Source organism: Shewanella sp. Isolate13 (genome assembly GCF_022398325.1).
Taxonomy (GTDB): Bacteria; Pseudomonadota; Gammaproteobacteria; order Enterobacterales; family Shewanellaceae; genus Shewanella.
In genome coordinates this window covers 173,469-193,183 of the sequence record NZ_JAKEVD010000003.1, presented here as the reverse complement: position 1 = coordinate 193,183, position 19,715 = coordinate 173,469, and the positions used below count along the sequence as shown (strand labels likewise).

The 19,715-nt window shown below is 45.6% G+C and carries 18 protein-coding genes; 17 read left to right on the top strand and 1 reads right to left on the bottom strand.

Annotated features, from left to right (window positions below; all coding sequences use genetic code 11):
- Positions 1 to 9: 9 nt before the first annotated feature.
- The 16 genes from L1D44_RS03220 (at position 10) to dinB (ending at position 14,300) form a co-directional block, all read left to right on the top strand.
- Positions 10 to 513 carry a TRAP transporter small permease subunit gene (locus tag L1D44_RS03220; protein ID WP_239888799.1) on the top strand — a complete coding sequence of 168 codons (504 nt, stop codon included), beginning with the start codon at positions 10 to 12 and terminating at the stop codon, positions 511 to 513.
- Positions 513 to 1,877 (top strand): TRAP transporter large permease subunit, encoded by a 1,365-nt coding sequence (locus L1D44_RS03215; RefSeq protein ID WP_239888798.1) that lies wholly within the window; start codon positions 513 to 515, stop codon positions 1,875 to 1,877. The genes L1D44_RS03220 and L1D44_RS03215 overlap by 1 nt, the downstream gene beginning before the upstream one ends.
- A 57-nt stretch (positions 1,878 to 1,934) precedes the next feature.
- Positions 1,935 to 3,032 (top strand): TRAP transporter substrate-binding protein, encoded by a 1,098-nt coding sequence (locus L1D44_RS03210; RefSeq protein ID WP_239888797.1) that lies wholly within the window; start codon positions 1,935 to 1,937, stop codon positions 3,030 to 3,032.
- 48 nt (positions 3,033 to 3,080) lie between these two features.
- Positions 3,081 to 3,590, top strand: a complete 510-nt coding sequence (gene luxS / locus L1D44_RS03205; protein ID WP_220770502.1) for an S-ribosylhomocysteine lyase — start codon at positions 3,081 to 3,083, stop codon at positions 3,588 to 3,590.
- A gap of 617 nt (positions 3,591 to 4,207) precedes the next feature.
- Entirely contained in the window at positions 4,208 to 5,542 is a 1,335-nt protein-coding gene (locus L1D44_RS03200) for a Na(+)-translocating NADH-quinone reductase subunit A (protein ID WP_239888796.1), read from the top strand.
- Positions 5,542 to 6,741: an NADH:ubiquinone reductase (Na(+)-transporting) subunit B gene (locus L1D44_RS03195; RefSeq protein WP_220770500.1), complete on the top strand. Its 1,200-nt coding sequence runs from the start codon at positions 5,542 to 5,544 to the stop codon at positions 6,739 to 6,741. Before L1D44_RS03200 ends, L1D44_RS03195 begins: the two co-directional genes overlap by 1 nt.
- Positions 6,734 to 7,528 carry a Na(+)-translocating NADH-quinone reductase subunit C gene (locus L1D44_RS03190; protein ID WP_239888795.1) on the top strand — a complete coding sequence of 265 codons (795 nt, stop codon included), beginning with the start codon at positions 6,734 to 6,736 and terminating at the stop codon, positions 7,526 to 7,528. The genes L1D44_RS03195 and L1D44_RS03190 overlap by 8 nt, the downstream gene beginning before the upstream one ends.
- Positions 7,528 to 8,160 carry an NADH:ubiquinone reductase (Na(+)-transporting) subunit D gene (locus L1D44_RS03185; protein WP_220770498.1) on the top strand — a complete coding sequence of 211 codons (633 nt, stop codon included), beginning with the start codon at positions 7,528 to 7,530 and terminating at the stop codon, positions 8,158 to 8,160. Before L1D44_RS03190 ends, L1D44_RS03185 begins: the two co-directional genes overlap by 1 nt.
- Before the next feature lie 5 nt (positions 8,161 to 8,165).
- Positions 8,166 to 8,774 (top strand): NADH:ubiquinone reductase (Na(+)-transporting) subunit E, encoded by a 609-nt coding sequence (nqrE, locus tag L1D44_RS03180; RefSeq protein WP_220770497.1) that lies wholly within the window; start codon positions 8,166 to 8,168, stop codon positions 8,772 to 8,774.
- Between the two features lie 48 nt (positions 8,775 to 8,822).
- Positions 8,823 to 10,070 carry an NADH:ubiquinone reductase (Na(+)-transporting) subunit F gene (gene nqrF / locus L1D44_RS03175; protein WP_220770496.1) on the top strand — a complete coding sequence of 416 codons (1,248 nt, stop codon included), beginning with the start codon at positions 8,823 to 8,825 and terminating at the stop codon, positions 10,068 to 10,070.
- Between the two features lie 29 nt (positions 10,071 to 10,099).
- The gene (locus tag L1D44_RS03170; protein WP_239888794.1) at positions 10,100 to 11,116 is read left to right on the top strand and encodes an FAD:protein FMN transferase; all 1,017 of its coding nucleotides are present in this window, start codon (positions 10,100 to 10,102) and stop codon (positions 11,114 to 11,116) included.
- A 12-nt stretch (positions 11,117 to 11,128) separates the two neighbouring features.
- A complete protein-coding gene (gene nqrM / locus L1D44_RS03165) occupies positions 11,129 to 11,350 on the top strand; it encodes a (Na+)-NQR maturation NqrM (protein ID WP_220770494.1) in 222 nt (73 codons plus the stop codon).
- Positions 11,351 to 11,683: 333 nt separating this feature from the next.
- Complete coding sequence (bfr, locus tag L1D44_RS03160) at positions 11,684 to 12,151, top strand: bacterioferritin (protein WP_220770493.1); 468 nt, start codon at positions 11,684 to 11,686, stop codon at positions 12,149 to 12,151.
- Between the two features lie 12 nt (positions 12,152 to 12,163).
- Positions 12,164 to 12,631 (top strand): bacterioferritin, encoded by a 468-nt coding sequence (gene bfr, locus L1D44_RS03155; RefSeq protein ID WP_239888793.1) that lies wholly within the window; start codon positions 12,164 to 12,166, stop codon positions 12,629 to 12,631.
- A 244-nt stretch (positions 12,632 to 12,875) separates the two neighbouring features.
- On the top strand, positions 12,876 to 13,100 hold the full coding sequence (locus tag L1D44_RS03150) for a hypothetical protein (protein ID WP_239888792.1): 225 nt from the start codon (positions 12,876 to 12,878) through the stop codon (positions 13,098 to 13,100).
- Between the two features lie 123 nt (positions 13,101 to 13,223).
- Positions 13,224 to 14,300 (top strand): DNA polymerase IV, encoded by a 1,077-nt coding sequence (dinB, locus tag L1D44_RS03145; RefSeq protein ID WP_239888791.1) that lies wholly within the window; start codon positions 13,224 to 13,226, stop codon positions 14,298 to 14,300.
- A gap of 318 nt (positions 14,301 to 14,618) precedes the next feature.
- On the opposite strand, the gene L1D44_RS03140 is transcribed toward dinB, so the two are convergent.
- Positions 14,619 to 16,079 carry an aminoacyl-histidine dipeptidase gene (locus tag L1D44_RS03140; protein ID WP_239888790.1) on the bottom strand — a complete coding sequence of 487 codons (1,461 nt, stop codon included), beginning with the start codon at positions 16,077 to 16,079 and terminating at the stop codon, positions 14,619 to 14,621.
- Between the two features lie 235 nt (positions 16,080 to 16,314).
- On the opposite strand from L1D44_RS03140, the gene L1D44_RS03135 reads away from it, so the two are divergent.
- Positions 16,315 to 17,868 carry a leucyl aminopeptidase family protein gene (locus L1D44_RS03135; RefSeq protein WP_239888789.1) on the top strand — a complete coding sequence of 518 codons (1,554 nt, stop codon included), beginning with the start codon at positions 16,315 to 16,317 and terminating at the stop codon, positions 17,866 to 17,868.
- Positions 17,869 to 19,715 lie beyond the last annotated feature (1,847 nt).

Genomic DNA, 19,715 nt, shown 5'->3' with positions numbered 1-19,715 from the left:
TACTTGTTGATGATAAAGCTGCTTGAAAATTTTACTGAAACCCTAGGGCGTTGGATAAGTTGGTTTACCCTGTTTATGGTGGTCATTACCTTATTGGTAGTGATTTTAAGGTATGCATTTAATATTGGCGCGACAGCACTTCAAGAAACTGCGCTTTACCTGCATGGTGCGCTGTTTACCTTAGCCGCTGGATACACACTTAAGCATGACGCCCACGTTCGCGTGGATATTTTTTATCGTCGCTTTTCTGAAAAAGGCCGACATTGGGTCGATTTTCTCGGCACGTTAGTGTTGCTATTTCCCGTTTCTCTGTTTATCGCCTATATGAGCTTTGACTACGTGATAGCCTCTTGGCGCTACGGCGAAACGTCGGTCGAGGCGGGGGGACTTGCCTTCGTTTACTTGCAAAAATCCCTATTACTAATGCTACCTATGAGTCTCATATTGCAAGGCGTTGTCGACTTGGCTCGTTATGGTAAGGCGCTATTTTTATCACCCCGAGAGGTGAGTTAGTGGCGATCTTACTTTTTATCACCGTTTGTGCTGTCTTGATGCTTGGCTATCCGGTGGCACTCACCTTAGCCGGTGTTGCACTAATGTTTGCGGGTATAGGTCAGTTCATCGGGGTATTCGATGCCACGCTGCTTGGCGCGCTACCGAACCGACTGTTTGGGATCATTAATAACTCGATTCTAATGGCGGTGCCGCTGTTTGTATTTATGGGCGTGGTACTCGAAAAGTCAAAGGTGGCCGAGCAGCTATTAACCAGTATGGCAGAGCTGTTTGGCCGCTTTCGTGGTGGCCTTATCTTTAGCGTATTCTTTGTCGGTATGTTACTGGCGGCGAGTACAGGGATTGTTGGGGCAACGGTAGTGACCATGGGGCTGATGTCGCTGCCTACCCTATTAAAGCGGGGTTATGATCCAGCTTTTAGCGCTGGGGCAATATGCGCGACCGGTACCTTAGGGCAGATTATTCCGCCATCGATAGCCCTCGTCTTGCTAGGTGATGTGCTATCTAATGCCTATCAGCAAGCGCAGTTAACGATGGGGATCTTTAGTCCAAAGTCGGTATCGGTCGGCGATCTGTTTGCTGGCGCCATCGTGCCAGGATTACTGCTGTTGGGTATGTACTGTGTATATACCCTCATCTTAATCAAGTTAAAGCCCGATAGCTTTCCAAAGCCCACACAGATCCAGCCTGTAAATCTCAGCTTTATCATGCGGATCATTAACGCCTTAATGCCGCCACTTGTTCTTATTTTCTTGGTACTCGGCTCAATTCTGTTTGGTGTCGCAACGCCGACAGAGGCCGCATCGGTGGGCGCATTTGGTGCGTTAGTGATCGCGTTGAGTAAAAGGCAATTGCAGTTAGCCGTGCTTAAAGAGGTAATGATAAGCACAGTTAAAGTGACCTCTATGGTGTTTTTGATCTTGATTGGCGCGTCTATATTCTCTCTGGTGTTTCGAGGCTTAGGCGGCGAAGCGCTAATCCATCAGCTGTTTACCAGTATGCCTGGAGGAGTCATTGGTGCCACTCTATTAGTGATGTTGGTGATCTTTTTGCTGGGTTTCATTCTCGACTTTATCGAAATTACCTTCGTGGTCGTGCCTCTGGTAGCCCCCATTTTGCTTGCGATGGGCTTAGACCCCATCTGGCTTGGGATAATGATAGCCGTCAATCTACAGACCTCATTTTTAACCCCGCCCTTCGGCTTTGCTCTATTTTATCTGCGTGGCGTGACCAAAGAGTTGATCAGTAGCGCTCAGATCTATCGTGGCGTTTTGCCCTTTGTATTGATGCAACTCTTGCTGCTGTTGGTGTTGAGTATATGGCCTGCATTAATAACCTGGCTACCAGCGCAGATTTATGGCTAAGGTGTAATGATTTAGAAAAGGATAATATTGACTGATGAAAGTAATGGAGATACTGCTATGAGATTTTTACTAGGAACGCTGTTCGCCCTCTCGGCCTTATTGTTAGGCGGTTGCCAGCAGGAGTCCGGCGATGCCCATAAAGGTGTTGTGAATGCTACAGACGCTAAACCGATAGAGTGGAAGCTGGTGACCTCATGGCCGAAGAACTTTCCTGGACTCGGCATGGCTCCCGAGCGTTTTGCCGAGTTGGTCACCCAGATGTCAAACGGCCGACTCGTAGTAAAAGTCTACGGTGCAGGAGAGCTCATGCCCGCATTTGAAGTCTTCGATGCAGTCAGCCAAGGCACGGTGCAGATGGGCCATAGTGCGGCCTATTACTGGAAAGGTAAGGTACCCGCAGCGCAATTTTTTACTTCGATTCCATTTGGGTTAAATGCTCAGGAGATGAATGGCTGGCTGACCTACGGTGGTGGCATGGAGCTGTGGCAGGAGGTGTATCAGCCCTTTGGGATCATGCCACTTGCTGGTGGCAACACTGGCGTGCAGATGGGCGGCTGGTTTAATAAAGAGATCAACTCCATGGCGGATCTGCAAGGCTTGAAGATGCGTCTTCCTGGACTCGGTGGTGAAGTGCTTAGAAAAGCCGGTGGCGTGCCAGTCACCTTGCCCGGGCGTGAACTCTATACCGCGCTACAAACCGGAGCAATTGACGCGACAGAGTGGGTGGGTCCCTTTAACGATTTAGCCTTTGGCTTACATAAGGCGGCCAAGTTTTACTATTACCCTGGCTGGCATGAGCCTGGAACGACCTTAGAGTTTCTTGTTAATCAACAGGCGTTTGACGCTTTGCCGGCGGATCTGCAAGCGATAGTGAAAGTGGCAGCGAAAGCGATCAATCAAGATATGTTAGATGAGTACACCACCCGTCATATTGCAGCTCTGGAATCTTTAGTCAATGAACACGGTGTGGTTATCAAGCAATTTCCCGATGAAGTGATGGCTCAGCTCGCCGTGTTATCTAAGCAAGTAATAGCAGAGCAGTCCACGCAGGATGCCACTATGAAAAAAGTTTATGATGCTTATATTGACTACGAAGCGGGGGTGCGTAAGTATCACTTAATCTCAGAAGATGCTTACAGTCGATTTAGGCAGTAGCTTAACCTATGTTTATCAGCAAGTTAGAGCGAATTTGGAGAAATGAATATGCCGTTATTAGATAGTTTTACCGTTGACCATACTCGAATGAATGCGCCAGCGGTCCGCGTGGCTAAAACCATGATGACGCCTAAAGGCGATACGATAACGGTATTTGATCTGCGTTTTTGCGCGCCTAACAAGGAGATCTTAAGTGAGCGGGGTATTCACACTTTAGAGCATCTGTTTGCTGGCTTTATGCGTGATCACCTAAACGGTGACAGTGTTGAGATCATCGATATTTCCCCCATGGGGTGTCGCACAGGCTTCTATATGAGCCTTATTGGTACGCCTAGTGAGTCTGTTGTTGCCGATGCTTGGCTTGCTGCGATGCAGGACGTACTTAAGGTCGCTTTGCAATCAGATATTCCTGAACTTAACGAGTATCAGTGTGGCACCTATGAGATGCACTCGCTTGAGCAAGCAAAAGAGATAGCTCGAAACATCATCTCTGCGGGAGTTAATGTAAATCGTAACGATGACTTAGCGTTAAGTGCTGAGATTTTAGACGGCCTATAGACGCGCGCATATCGGCAATGATTGTTGACTAGTAAACGGCTACGGCCGTTTTCTATTATGTTGGGGCGTTATTTTTACGACTTTTAGCGATAAATCTCAATGAGATGCCTATTTGTGGCGCTCTGAGTTGCTGGTAGTCGGCGATAGCTGCTTGGGTTGTTAATGAATTGTTGTTGCTTGATTTGGCAGCTAAATCGCTTTTTTAACAGATGAAAACGTTTGTGATAGAGAACTCGTTAGCTTAAATAATGTGCAGTTAGAAAAAAATGGAATTTTTTATTATTTGATGTAATCTTTATGCTGTTATGATGAGGGTGAAGTTAATTAACCCCTTTAATTGTATGGAGAATGTGGCCTGTAGCTACATTCGTAAAGTCTTAATCTCCTCCTATACCTTGCTAGTTTGTAACCAAAACGTACGCAAGCTTTCAAAACAGACACATTTTTCATGGCTACCTTGTGATATTTGCGGTAAAATGCGCGCGACTAGCGTGATTGCTGTCGCATTTCCGTGATAAATCTGCGCTAGCTCAACACGTTAATAGTTTGTTTTAAACTTGTGTGTTTAGCAGGAACGCGGCGCATTGTCTTTCCTTCATAACGTAGTGCTTGTGGATATGATTACAATAAAGAAAGGATTGGACCTGCCTATAGTAGGTGGGCCAGAGCAAGTTATCCATGATGGCCCTGCCATCAAACACGTAGCTACTTTGGGTGAAGAGTATATTGGCTTACGTCCTACCATGAAAATTAAGGTGGGAGACAAAGTTAAGAAAGGTCAGGTTCTTTTTGAAGATAAGAAGAACCCTGGCGTAATATATACTGCTTTAGCCAGTGGCATAATTTCCGAAGTTAACCGGGGCGCTCAACGTGTTCTGCAGTCTGTTGTTATTGATGTAGAAGGGGATGAATCTATCTCTTTCGCTAAATATGACACCACTGCAATCGACACAGTTGATTCGCAGCAAGTGCGTGACAACCTGATCCAATCAGGTTTGTGGACAGCCTTGCGTACGCGCCCTTTCAGCCGAGTACCAGCAGTAGACTCTGTCGCCGCCGGTATTTTTGTCACCGCGATTGATACGCAGCCGCTAGCAGCCGATCCTGCTATCGTGATTGCAGAGCACAAAGCAGATTTTGAGAATGGCTTAAAACTTCTTTCTAAGCTAACAGAAGGTAAAGTTTACCTTTGTAAGGCACCTGGTGCTGATATTCCTGCTGCGAATGCTCAAGTTGAAGAGTTTGCCGGTATGCATCCTGCTGGATTGCCTGGCACGCACATTCACTACCTATTGCCAGCTTCTGCTAACAGAACAGTGTGGCACATCAACTATCAAGACGTCATTGCTATCGGTCAGCTATTTGTGACTGGTGAGCTAAATACGCAACGTGTAGTGGCTATCGGTGGCCCTAAAGCGCTTAAGCCTCGTCTAGTTCGTACTCAAGTGGGTGCGTCTATGGCGCAGTTGACTGACGGCGAAGTGGCACAGGGCAATGTTCGTTGTATTTCAGGTTCGGTTTTAAATGGCCGCAACGCAACGGGCCCACATGCTTATCTTGGTCGTTACCATAATCAAGTGAGCTTGTTGGAAGAGGGCACTGAGAAAGAACTATTTGGCTGGGCCATGCCTGGTGTTCAAAAGTTCTCTATCACTCGTGCATTCTTAGGTCACCTTTCACCTTCTCGCATGTTTAACATGACGACGAGCACAGGTGGTTCAGATCGCGCCATGGTACCAATCGGTAACTATGAGCGTGTTATGCCGCTAGATATTCTTCCTACCATGCTACTTCGTGACCTAGTTTCTGGCGACTATGATGGCGCTGCGACTTTAGGTGCACTGGAGTTAGATGAAGAGGATTTAGCACTGTGTACTTTCGTATGTCCTGGTAAATATGACTATGCATCATATCTACGTGACTGCTTAGATACGATAGTGAGGGAAGGCTAATGGGCTTAAAACAGTTTTTCGAGAATATTGAACCGCAATTTGAAAAAGGCGGAAAATACGAGAAGTTTTATGCGCTTTTTGAAGCTGCATACACTGTCTTTTACACGCCAGGTCTAGTGAACAAGGGGCGTACCCACGTTCGTGATAACTTAGATCTAAAACGTATGATGATTATGGTCTGGGCTTGTGCATTCCCTGCGATGTTTGTAGGTATGTATAACGTTGGCCTTCAGGCGCAAGAAGCACTTGCTGCAGGTTTTCCAACTCCTGATACATGGCAAGTCGCCCTGTTTGGAATGTTTGGTACGGAATTGACTGCAAGCTCAGGTATTGCAGCATTGATGTGGTACGGTGCCTGTTGGTTCCTACCCATCTACGCGGTGACATTTGCCGTGGGTGGCATATGGGAAGTCTTGTTTGCCTCTGTCCGTGGTCATGAAGTTAACGAAGGTTTCTTCGTAACCTCGATTCTTTTTGCCTTGACGCTGCCAGCAACAATTCCATTATGGATGGTTGCACTAGGTATCACCTTTGGTGTGGTCGTTGCGAAAGAGATCTTCGGTGGTACAGGCCGTAACTTCCTTAACCCTGCATTGGCTGGCCGAGCATTCCTGTTCTTCGCTTATCCACTGAATATGTCTGGTGACACCACTTGGGTTGTTGCTGACGGCTTCTCTGGTGCAACGGCACTGAGCCAAGCGGCGCAAGGCACACTGGAATATGGTCTAACGGCAGACTGGTGGGACGCCTTCTTCGGCTTCATCCCAGGTTCTGTTGGTGAAGTATCGACTCTAGCTATCTTGATTGGTGGCGCGGTTATCATCTATACCCGTATCGCTTCATGGCGCATCGTCGGTGGTGTGATGGTGGGCATGATTGCCGTTTCTTACCTACTTAACTTTATCGGTAGCGATACTAACCCTATGTTTGCCATGCCTTGGTACTGGCACCTTGTATTGGGTGGTTTCGCATTCGGTATGATGTTTATGGCGACAGACCCTGTTTCGGCGTCTTTCACTAATAATGCAAAGTGGGCTTACGGTATTCTTATCGGTGCTATGGCGATATTCATTCGCGTTATCAACCCAGCCTTCCCTGAAGGTATGATGTTGGCTATCTTGTTCGCGAATCTATTTGCTCCATTATTTGACCATTTCGTGGTTCAGTCGAATATTAAGCGGAGGATTGCTCGTGGCTAGTAATAAAGATTCTTTCGGTAGAACACTGTTTGTTGTTGTTGGCTTATGTTTCATCTGCTCTATGTTCGTTTCGACTGCGGCAGTATTGCTGAAGCCGACTCAGCAGGAAAACAAGCTACTCGATAAGCAAAAGTACATTCTTGAAGCGGCTGGTTTAATCAACCCTCGAGAAGGCAAGATTGACAAATCGCAAGTGCTTGCGACATACGACAAGTATGTAGAAGCAAGATTAGTCGACCTTAAAACAGGTGACTTTGTTGAAGGTGATGCAAACGCATTCGATGCTGATAAAGCGGCGCGTACACCTGCAACGTCTTTTGTGCCTAAAAACGATATTGCATCGGTTAAGCGTGTTGCTAATGAAGCGGTTGTTTACCTAGTTCATGACGATAACCAAAAACTACAGACTGTGATTATTCCAGTTAAAGGTTATGGCCTATGGTCGACTATGTACGCTTTCTTAGCCGTTGAACCGGATCTAAACACCATTCGTAGCTTGGTTTACTACAGCTTTACGGGTTCTGGTGAAACTCCTGGTCTAGGTGGCGAAGTTCAAAATCCTCAGTGGATTGCAAAGTGGACGGGTAAGAAGCTTTACAATGACAAGGGTGAACTTGCAATTAGCGTCACTAAGAACCCTGCTGTTGCAGCATCACCATACGGTGTTGATGCGCTGTCAGGTGCAACGCTAACGGGTAACGGTGTTCAGAACTCACTTGAATTTTGGTTAGGTGAAGAAGGTTTTGCGCGCTTTATCGAGAAGGCTCGCAATGGAGGGCTTAGCTAATGGCTGATGCTAAAGAACTTAAACAGGTTCTAACCGGACCTATCCTCAGCAATAACCCGATTGCTCTGCAAATCTTGGGTGTATGTAGTGCTTTGGCTGTAACCAGTAAAATGGAAACGGCCTTGGTTATGACAATCGCACTCACAGCAGTATGTGCGTTATCGAATCTATTTATCTCTTTGATTCGTAATCATATTCCAAGCAGCGTTCGTATTATCGTACAGATGACCATTATTGCATCTTTGGTAATCGTGGTTGACCAAGTACTACAGGCTTACGCTTACGATGTTGCTAAGCAGCTATCGGTATTCGTTGGTTTGATTATTACTAACTGTATCGTTATGGGCCGTGCAGAAGCCTATGCGATGAAGACGCCTCCTATGATGAGTTTCATGGATGGTATTGGTAATGGTCTAGGCTACGGTGCGATCTTGCTGTCAGTTGGCTTCGTACGTGAGTTATTTGGTAATGGTTCATTATTCGGCGTAGAAATCTTAAGCAAGATTTCAGACGGCGGCTGGTATCAGCCTAACGGCCTATTACTTCTGCCTCCTAGTGCGTTCTTCCTGATTGGTGCACTGATCTGGATTATTCGTACTATTAAGCCAGAGCAAGTAGAAGCAAAAGGATAAGCATAATGGAACATTATATTAGTCTATTGATTCGTTCTGTTTTCATTGAAAACATGGCGTTATCCTTTTTCCTTGGTATGTGTACTTTCCTAGCTGTTTCTAAGAAAGTAACCACCGCCATGGGTCTAGGTGTAGCAGTTATCGTGGTACTGGCTATCTCAGTTCCTGTTAACCAAATTATTTATCAAGGGTTACTGGCTCCAGGTGCATTAGCTTGGGCTGGCGTGCCAGATGCTGACTTGAGCTTCTTGAAGTTCATTACCTTTATCGGTGTGATTGCAGCTTTGGTTCAGATCCTTGAGATGACATTAGATAAGTACTTCCCACCACTATACAATGCGTTGGGGATTTTCTTACCGCTAATCACTGTAAACTGTGCAATTTTTGGTGCGGTATCTTTCATGGTTGAGCGTGACTACAACCTAGGTGAAAGTTTGGTGTTTGGCATAGGTTCTGGTATCGGTTGGGCATTAGCACTTGTGCTACTGGCTGGTATTCGTGAAAAGTTAAAATATGCTGATGTTCCTGATGGGCTGCGCGGCTTAGGTATTACCTTTGTGACCGCTGGTTTGATGGCTCTAGGTTTCATGTCGTTCTCTGGTGTGTCTCTGTAATAGAGGCACCATAACGACGTCTTAATTTGAACCTTTAAGGATAAGTTAATGGGTATTCTTGAATCTACACCAATCGATGTATATCTCGGTGTGAGTATGTTTACCGCGATTGTATTGATTTTGGTTTTGGTCATCTTGTTTGCCAAATCTAAGTTAGTACCAAGTGGTGATATTACGATTGGCATCAATGAAGATGCAGATAAAGCAATTAAAACTGCAGCAGGTGGCAAGCTGTTGGGGGCACTTGCTGATAACGGTATTTTCGTATCGTCAGCTTGTGGTGGCGGTGGCTCATGTGGCCAGTGTAAGGTTATCGTAAAGTCAGGTGGTGGTGATATTCTGCCAACTGAACTAGACCATATCACCAAGGGTGAAGCCCGTGGCGGTTGTCGTTTATCTTGTCAGGTAAACGTTAAATCTGACATGGAAATCGAGCTTGAAGAAGAGATCTTTGGCATCAAGAAGTGGGAGTGTGAAGTTATCTCTAACGATAACAAAGCGACTTTCATTAAAGAGCTTAAGCTTGGGATCCCTGACGGTGAGTCAGTGCCTTTCCGTGCAGGTGGCTATATTCAGATTGAAGCACCGGCTCATCATGTTAAGTATGCTGATTTTGACGTACCAGCAGAATACCGTGGTGACTGGGAACACTTTGGCTTCTTCAAGCTAGAGTCTAAGGTTGACGAAGAAACAATCCGTGCATATTCAATGGCGAACTATCCTGAAGAGGAAGGGATCATCATGTTGAATGTACGTATTGCGACTCCGCCACCACGCAATCTTTCTTTACCTTGTGGTAAGATGTCATCGTATATCTGGAGCCTAAAGGCGGGTGATAAGGTGACTATTTCTGGTCCATTTGGTGAATTCTTCGCTAAAGATACCGATGCTGAAATGGTATTCATCGGTGGTGGTGCGGGTATGGCGCCAATGCGTTCTCATATCTTCGACCAACTTAAGCGTCTTAAGTCTAAGCGTAAGATGAGCTTCTGGTACGGTGCACGTTCGAGCCGAGAAATGTTCTATGTTGAAGATTTCGATGGCCTAGCGGCAGATAATGACAACTTCCAATGGCATGTTGCACTGTCTGATCCTCAGCCTGAAGATAACTGGACCGGATACACTGGCTTTATTCATAACGTATTGTACGAGAATTACTTACGTGATCATGAAGCGCCAGAAGATTGTGAGTATTACATGTGTGGCCCACCAATGATGAACGCAGCTGTAATCGGTATGCTTAAAGATCTTGGTGTCGAAGATGAAAACATCCTATTGGATGACTTCGGTGGCTAACCTCTCTCTTATTGGAGATTTAGGTCAAAATGGTTAAGACCTTAGTAAATTGGCTGGCCCTTATCGGGTTAGCCTTTTTTATTTCAGGTTGTTCTAAACAAGCTGAAGTGATTTCACTGTCGGGTAACACGATGGGCACAACTTATCATATTAAGGTTGTGCCTAACGATAAGATGCCCGATCCACAGTTACTGCAAGCCGAGATTGATTTAGCCCTTGAAAAGGTTAACGATCAGATGTCGACTTATCGTCCTGATTCAGAGTTATCTCAGTTTAATCAGATGACCCGCCGCGAACGGATGCAAGTATCGGCCGATACCGCGACCGTCATTGAGACAGGTATTGAGCTATACAAAAATACCGATGGGGCGCTCGATATTACATTAGGTCCTATAGTGAACTTGTGGGGCTTTGGGCCCGATAAGCGCCCGACTCAGATCCCATCGCAACAGCAGATCGATGCCGCAATGGAGCGCACGGGGATCGAAGCAATAGAGATCGATGGCAATAGGATCAGTAAGAATAATCCAGACATCTATGTGGATCTCTCGTCTATCGCCAAAGGTTTTGGTGTCGATAAAATCGCGGCGCTATTAGATAAGTATCATCCAACCGGATATCTGGTTGAGATTGGCGGTGAAATTAGCCTTAGAGGCACGAAAGCCGATGGCTCATTGTGGCGTATCGCAATAGAGCAGCCATCAGATTCAGGCACTGCGGTACAGCAGGTGATTTCGCCAAAGAACATGGCAATGGCGACATCCGGTGATTACCGTAATTATTACGAAGAAGACGGACAACGTTTCTCTCACTTGATTGACCCACGCACCGGATACCCGATAAATCATCGGCTGGCTTCGGTTACCGTATTGCATGAACAGTCTATGATCGCTGATGGCTACGCCACGGCTATGATGGTTTTGGGCACAAAAGCATCATTAGAACTTGCTAAACGTGAGCATCTAGCGATAATGCTAATTGAAAAGCAAGATGATGGCTTTAAGGTTTTCTATAGCGAAGCCTTCAAACCTTTCGTTACTCAGTAGTTGGAGTCGAATATGAGCACATTTATTGCGGCATTTGTCGTATTACTAGCATTCTTTTTCTTAATGTCGATCGGTTATTTGCTAAAGAAGAAAGCGGTTGCCGGAAGCTGTGGCGGCCTAGGTGCACTCGGGATCGAGAAAGCCTGTGATTGTGACGATCCTTGCGATAAGCGTAAAGCCAGAATGGCTGAACAAGAGCGCCGTGAAAAATTAGCGCAGAACCGTATTATCTAGCTCGATAACGCTACGTAGATTAAGGCTCCTTTTAGGGGCCTTTTTTATATCATTTTTCACTTAATCCCGTCTTTGTTACTGCTTGAGCTAATATCTGCGCAGCTCCAGTGTTTTAAATCTGTCTGCTTCAGCCACTCTTTTTAGTGCTAATTACTTAGTTTCCCAAGATAAATGACTCATTAGGTATCGTTTCATAACAATTGGGAATTGTAGTGTTAATGATAACTATTTTCTTTAATAACATGTTGAAATATAAACTTTATTTGTATTTGTGTGTTTTTTGTTCTAGGTTGTAAATATTGATATAGATCAATTTTTAATAAGGATGAACAGATGAAAGGACAACCTAAGGTCATTAGTCAGCTCAATAAGGTGTTGACCAGCGAGTTGACTGCTATTAATCAGTATTTTCTTCATGCACGCATGTATAAGAACTGGGGATTAGGTGAGCTAGATGAGAAGGCTTACAAGAAGTCCATTCAGGACATGAAGCATGCCGACAAACTGATTGAGCGAGTGTTGTTTCTTGAAGGGCTACCGAATCTACAACAGCTAGATAAAATTCGAATTGGCGAGCACAGTCAAGAGATGCTTGAGTGTGACAAAGTCATGTTGGAAGAAGAGCTGGTTCTCCTTAGAGAGGCGATCGCCTTGTGCGAGGTTGAGGCCGATTATGTGAGCCGCGATATTCTCGAAGACTTGTTAGAAGATGAAGAGGAGCACTTAGATTGGCTCGAGGCTCAGTTAGAGCTTATATCGCTAACGGGTATTCAAAATTACTTGCAGTCAAAGATGAGCTAACTGGAGCCAGTTATGAAAGGTAATCAAGAAGTCATAGACACATTAAATAAACTGCTCACCGGCGAGCTCTCAGCTATGGATCAATACTTTGTCCATGGTTTGATGTATGAAGACTGGGGGCTTAATGAGCTACATGAGCGGATCTCTCATGAGTCAGATGATGAAAGGGAGCACGCGAAGAAGTTAGTGCAGCGTATCTTGTTCCTTGAAGGCACGCCTGATGTGGCGAGCAGAGAACCGCTTAATATTGGTAAAGATACAGAGCAGATGCTCAGAAATGACTTAGCTTATGAGTATCATGTTGCGGATAACTTACGCAGTGCGATAGCGCTTTGTGAGCAAAAGAGTGACTATGAGACCCGAGAGATCTTAGAGGTTCTGCTAGAGGAAACCGAGTCTGATCACATGTATTGGCTTGAGAAGCAAATTGGCTTGATTGACAAGGTAGGCTTACAAAATTATCTACAGAGTAAAATGTAGAGTAAGACTTGAACTAAAAAGGCGTTAATAGCGCCTTTTTATTTGCCTCAATAAAACGGCCAATTGTTACCAATCCTCTGCCAATAAACAGCCATTTTATATATTGCTTATACAGCTAATATTCAGCTGCCTTGCTTTAATCTATAGCCTGATAATGCCAACATCGATTTCATTGCGCCCGAATCGCCAAGCGATCGAGGCATTCAGTATCAATACTTTATATTAGGCTGTTGAGGAGTAAGCGATGTTAGTTGTTAATGCAGAAGAAACTCATCTTGATGCCAATAACCAATTTCAGGTTGATTACCTCGTAGAGTATATTGAGCGCCTCGAAGCACAAGCCAATGATGAACAGCTACAGCAAAGTTTAAATCAAACAGTACCGAGCCACGTAAAGCTGAGTTCCATCTTATCTGCAGACGAGCTAACTATGTTAACCCAGCTATTTTACCCCCAGCCTAAAATGTAATACCGAGGTAGCGATCATAGCGCAAGCGCGCCTTGAGGATTAGCATCGTTGGCATTAGATCTGTGTGCTTTATATTGAATACTGTTTTTATATACAGTAATATTCTTTTCGGAGGATATTGGCTTGCAAAAAATTATTCATGTAGACATGGATTGCTTCTACGCAGCAGTGGAAATGCGTGATTTTCCCGAATTAAGAGGCAAACCGATTGCCGTCGGTGGACGCAGTGATCGTCGGGGGGTGATCAGTACCTGTAACTACGAGGCGCGCCAGTTTGGTGTGCGCTCGGCGATGGCATCAGGTTATGCATTAAAGCTGTGCCCCGACTTGATTTTGGTTCCAGGGCGTATGCAGGTCTATAAAGAAGTATCCAGCCAGATAAGAGCAGTATTTGAGCGTTACACCGACTTAATCGAGCCACTATCGCTAGATGAAGCCTATCTTGATGTGACCGACAGCCCGCATTGCAAAGGCTCTGCAACTTTAATCGCCGAGGCTATTCGAGCCGATATCCTAGCCGAGACGGGTCTCACCGCATCTGCTGGTATCGCACCGGTGAAGTTTTTGGCCAAGATAGCTTCCGATCTTAATAAACCCAATGGACAGTATGTGATTCGACCGGACATGATTGATGAGTTTGTTAAAACTCTGCCCTTGATTAAAATACCAGGTGTGGGCAAGGTTACCGCTAAAAAGCTTGCAGAGCTTGGGCTGCATACTTGCAGTGATATTCAGGCTTACCCTGAGCCTAAGTTGATTGAGCGTTTTGGAAAGTTTGGCAGTGTGTTGATTGAAAGGGCCAAAGGTATCGACAGGCGAAGTATTTCTCCCAATAGAGAGAGGAAGTCGGTTGGGGTGGAAACCACCTTGGCAAAAGATATTCACACGTTAGAGCAGTGTAGGGCCGTGATGCCGCAACTTATTCAGGAGTTGGGCGCGCGCGTGAGTCGCAGCGCGAAAGATAGAAGGATTCATAAGCAGGTGGTCAAAATAAAGTTTGAGGATTTTAAACAGACAACCATAGAGCACCGCAGCGACGAGATTTCGGTAAACCTGTTTTACCAGTTACTCGAGCAAGCAATGGAGAGGCAGCATGAGCGGGGGATTCGCTTACTTGGGGTTTCAGTGGGGCTGGCATCGAACAGTGCAACAATAGAAGATAACGATGTGGATAGCTCGCAGATGGATTTAGGCTTTTAGGCGTACAGTTAGAAATCGTTCGTTAGATATAAAAAAGGCCACTTATTGCTAAGTGGCCTTTATAGCTTATCAGTACTGTCAGTTAAAAGCGCTTATCGATTAGCCTTTAACGGGTGTACGTTCCAGTACCGCTAACAACAGCTTCCAGTATTGACCGATAGTCGTGATATTGACCTTTTCATCTGGGCTGTGAAGGTAACGAATGGCTAGGGATAAAGCGGCAATTGTTCCCCTATCTTCTGTTAGAAATAATAAAGGCCACTTATTGCTAAGTGGCCTTTATAACTGACAGTACTGTCAGTTAAAAGTGCTTATCGATTAGCCTTTAACGGGTGTACGTTCCAGTACGGCTAATAAGAGCTTCCAGTATTGACCAACGGTCGTAATGTTAACCTTTTCGTCTGGGCTGTGAGGATAACGAATCGTTGGGCCGATAGACACCATATCCATCTCAGGATAAGGCTTCTTAAATAATCCACATTCAAGGCCTGCATGGATCACCATGATAGTTGGCTCTTTGTTGTAAATCGCTTCGTAGGTTTCACGCACGCTTGCCATCACTGGAGAACTGTTATCGGGCTTCCAGCCTGGGTAGGCACCGCTGAACTCAACGTTTGCACCTGCAAGGTTTGCCAGCGAGCTTAATACGCCTTCAATCTCTTCACGACCTGAGTCGATCAGTGAGCGGATCAGGCAAAGAACCTGTACGCTGTTGTCATCGGTACTGATAACACCCACGTTAAGGGAGGTTTCTGTTACGCCTTCCACTTCGTCGCTCATGCGAATAACGCCGTTAGGGCAAGCATTAAGCAGATCAATTAAGATCTGTTGTGACTCTTCACTCATCACTTGCTTTTGCGCAGGGATCTCTTCCAGCGTGAGTACTGGGTCTGGGTCGGCAATCGCTAACTCTTCTCGGACTAATGCTTGGAACTGTTTAGCTCGTTGTTGTAATAAAGGTAGATTTTCTGCTGGTAGCATAAAGCTAACTTCAGCTTCCCGTGGGATCGCATTACGCAGTGAGCCGCCAGTAAATTGCGTTAGCTCAATCGCAAGTTCATCGGCGTTAGCAAACAGGAAACGAGCCAAAAGCTTGTTAGCGTTACCACGGCCGAGGTGAATGTTTACGCCTGAGTGGCCACCTTTAAGGCCTGAGATAGACAGTTTATAGCTGGCATTAGCCGGTTCAGGTGATTGCCAAACCATAGGCAGGCTAAACTGCGCATCGACGCCGCCAGCACAGCCCATGTAGATCTCACCTTCCTGCTCAGAGTCGGTATTGATTAGGATCTCGGCATCTAGCATGCCAGCTTCTAATCCGAATGCACCTGTCATGCCCGCTTCTTCGTCAATTGTCAGTAGCACTTCTAGTGGGCCATGAGGAATATCGTCGGCGCCCAGTATCGCTAGGGCTGAAGCCATACCAATACCGTTATCGGCACCTAGAGTCGTACCTCTGGCTTTAACCCAGTCGCCATCGACATAGGCTTCGATTGGATCTTTCTCAAAGTCATGCTCTTTATCTGCGTTCTTCTGCGGCACCATGTCGATATGCGCTTGCAGCACGACGGTCTTACGGTTTTCCATGCCCGCAGTCGCTGGCTTCTTAATGATAAGGTTACCGACTTTGTCTTCAATGACACTAAGTTGTTTGTCTTTAGCCCAAGCTTGAATATGAGCACTCAATGCTTGCTCGTGTTTAGATGGATGCGGAATGGCACAGATCTGTTCGAACCATTGCCAAAGTGCTTGTGGTTGTAACTGACTAAGAGTGGTCACTTAAAAATCCCCTATTCGAGTAATATCTATAGCGCGCGGCTGCCAGTGAGGCAGAAATTGCAGACAGTCTAGCATAGTCTTAATGGGCTGCAGAGTCGTTTGCCGTCGCTTTTATTTAAGCTTGTCAGGCTAAGTTTCCACAATAGTTTTCATAGGCGGTAAAGTCGTTGGTATTCTCAGCACAATAGGGGAATAATGCTGGAACAAAAAATAAAAGAGTAAGAAGGATAAGGTTATGGGGTCGGTAAAATTTGTTGATGTGATCGAACAAGATGCCATTTTCGAAGGCAGTGGTTGGGATGCGCTGGTGGTGGTTACGCCAGATCTCGGCTCAATAAAACTCGATGAAGTTTCACTGCTGGCGAATCATGGTCAAAAAGTTGATAAACGCGTAGGGCAATCAGTGACTTTACTGTTTGCTCCAGGGCTCGCGGGGGGGCGCTTGATCATCGCGCCAGTTAAAAAGGCGGATGATGACTACCAAGATGTGCGGGTGTTTGCCGATGCGGCGAGAGAGGGCATCAAGCTAGCGAAAGAGGCGGGAGCGAAGCGGCCTTTGCTGTTAGTAAACACGCTCGCTGAACAGCGTTATCAACATGCGCCCGAGGTTGCCGCACTCGCTTGTGGACAGGAACTTTGGCAAGCACTGGAGCTTAGAGAAGCAGGTGGTGGCGATGAACCTTTAGAGGCAATAGGACTATTGGCTGATACTAAAGAGGCTGCAACCTGTGCCATGACATTAACCGCAATAGAGTCGGGGCGTAATCTTGCTCGTGACTTATGCGGTACAGAGCCTGAGCGTATGTCTGCGCCGGCTTTTGCTGATTACTGCGTGGAGGCACTCACAAATTCCGGCTTATCAATGAGTGTGGTCGAAGACAGAGACATTTTAGAGCGAGACTACCCATTATTAAGTGCAGTCGGTCGCTCCTCTTTTGGCGTATTAAGACATCAACCTAGAGTGGTAAAGCTCGAGTATGTCGGCGAAGGGGAGATTGAGCGTACCTACTTGTTTGCCGGTAAGGGCGTTGTTTACGACACGGGTGGTGCCGATCTGAAAATTGCTGGTGGTATGGCGGGGATGAGCCGAGATAAAGGTGGCGCCGCCGCGGTTGCTGGCCTGATGAAAACCATCAGTGTGCTAAAACCTAAAGGGATCCGTGTTGTGGCCGAGCTTGGTTTAGTGCGTAACAGTATCGGTAGTGAAGCGTTTGTCACCGATGAGATCATCACCAGCCATGCGGGTAAACGCGTCCGTATTGGTAATACTGACGCAGAGGGGCGTTTGGTGCTGGCCGATCTGCTATCGCATCTGCGTTTAAAGGCTGTTCATGCTGTTAACCCGCAGATGTTCTCTGTGGCGACATTAACGGGTCATGTGGTGCGATGCTTTGGTGGATACACAGCGGCGGTTGAAAACAGTGTTGCCAAGCAGGCAAGTGTCGCATCAAACATGCAAGAGCAAGCGTTGCTTTGGGGGGAGCCGATTGAAGTGACGCAATTGCGTCGTGATGACTTTAGTAAAATTGTCGATCCTTCAGAGGCTGCAGATATGTTGTCGTCAAATAATGCCCCCTCATCAGTGACGGTGCGCGGTCATCAGTATCCGGCTGCATTCTTGATTGAAGCGTCGGGTCTTAGTGGCCATGGCTTAAATGCTGATAAGCCGATTGCTTATACACATTTAGATATTGCAGGTAGCGCAACCGAGGGGCACCCTCAATATGGTACGCCAACAGCAACACCCTTAGTGGGCTTATTTACTTATATGACCTGTCGTAGCAATTAGGTCATCCAGTCGCTTTTAAAAGCCGGCTTCTTTCGCCGGCTTTCTTACTTTCATTGCGTACAAACATGATGTTTCTGGCCGACAAAAGGGCTCTAGAAGCAGCTTGCTTTAGTAAAAGCTGTAATAAAATTACCAAAATAGGCTTTTTTTAGCTTTTTTAAATAAAAAGCTTGTAATAAAACTACATTTATCTATAATAGCTTTCGTCGGGTAAGCAATGGTGCTTAGCGACACTTAGTCTATCCAGGAAGGATAATTCTCCAAGGAATCGAGCGACAAGTTGACTCTACAAGCCAGCGAACGGCTTTTACGAAAGTAGAGTATTTGGAATTCAACTTTGTTAGGAGTATTAATTATGTTTTTTAGTAACACTATTTATTCGCAGAGCTTTTGGTTAAACACAGATGTTTTGCGCGGCGGTTTATACGCCATGACTTTCAAGGGCTAACCCTCCTTTTTAGTTAATCAGTTTCCATCAACCTTTAATGTATCTTTTAGATACTTGTAGACCAAGTCGCAATTAGCCTGAGTTAGTATACTCCCGCTATTTGCCATTGATTACCGCTGGCGCGTTAACCAATTTCCGTTAGGAACACTTGAAATGTCTTGCCCACTCATTGAGTGGGCTTTTTTTTATCTAATTTTTATCGATGAGCTAGATCTGGTTCATCGGGAATCTTTTTGTTTGTTTATTACCATGGTGTTCGGCGTTAAAATGTAGTTTTTTTGATCGGATTAGGTGTCCAACTGTGAATAACCCCGTTTATACGGTTATTTGTGTGATCTAGATCGCTTTACCGTGTTGTAAAATTACCCCTTATGCACTGTTTGAGTATTTTTTAACGGAAAGTCTTGTAATAAAATTACACGGGTATATAATTGCTTTCACTGGTTAAGCAGAGTCTTTCCAGTTTTAGGTCTATCTAGGAAGGATAATTCTCCAAGGAATCGAGCGACAAGTTGACTCATTAAATTAGTTTGGCTCAACCCCATTGACTGATTTAATTTGAGTATATGTCTACAACTTTGTTAGGAGTATTGACTGTGTCTTATACAGGGCAAACTACGATTTACTGGCAAAACACTTGGTTGGATTCAACTGTTTTGCGTGGCGGTTTATACGCCATGACTTTTAAGGGCTAACCCTCCTTAAAGGTAGTTCCATCATCCATCAACCTTATAACACCCTTTGGGTGTGTTTAGACTCAAGTTGTATATTGACCTTGTCGATATGCCATTGATTAACGCTAGCGCGCTAACCGATTTCCTTTTGGAACACTTGAAACATGTCTTGCCAGCTCTTTGAGCTGGTTTTTTTTTGCCTAAATTCCAATGATGTTGAAGGTAAGTTGATATCAATAGAGATATTGCTATGAATTAACGCTAGCAACATTATGCCGATCTCCTTTTTGGAACACTTGAAACATGTCTTGCCAGCTCTTTGAGCTGGTTTTTTTTGCCTTGAATTTTAATAGATGCTTCATGGTGGGGGCATTAATACAGGTATTGCTATGAACTAACGCTAGCAACATTATGCCGATCTCCTTTTTGGAACACTTGAAACATGTCTTGCCAGCTCTTTGAGCTGGTTTTTTTGCCTTGAATTTAAGGCTGGAAATCAGGCTGCGCCTGAGCTTTGAAGTTAGACTCCGTCTAACAAACTTGCGTTTGAAGCAATCAAGCTACGCTTGATAAAGGTCGTGGCGCTTCGCCCACATTGGTAATCCATCAGGCTGACGCCTGACCAAAGTCGTGAGCTTCCAGCTCACACTCGGGCAAAAGGGGGACAACAGCTTCCCCTCTTGCATCACCCGAGCCGCCCCGACGAAGTTGTTGACCCTCACTCA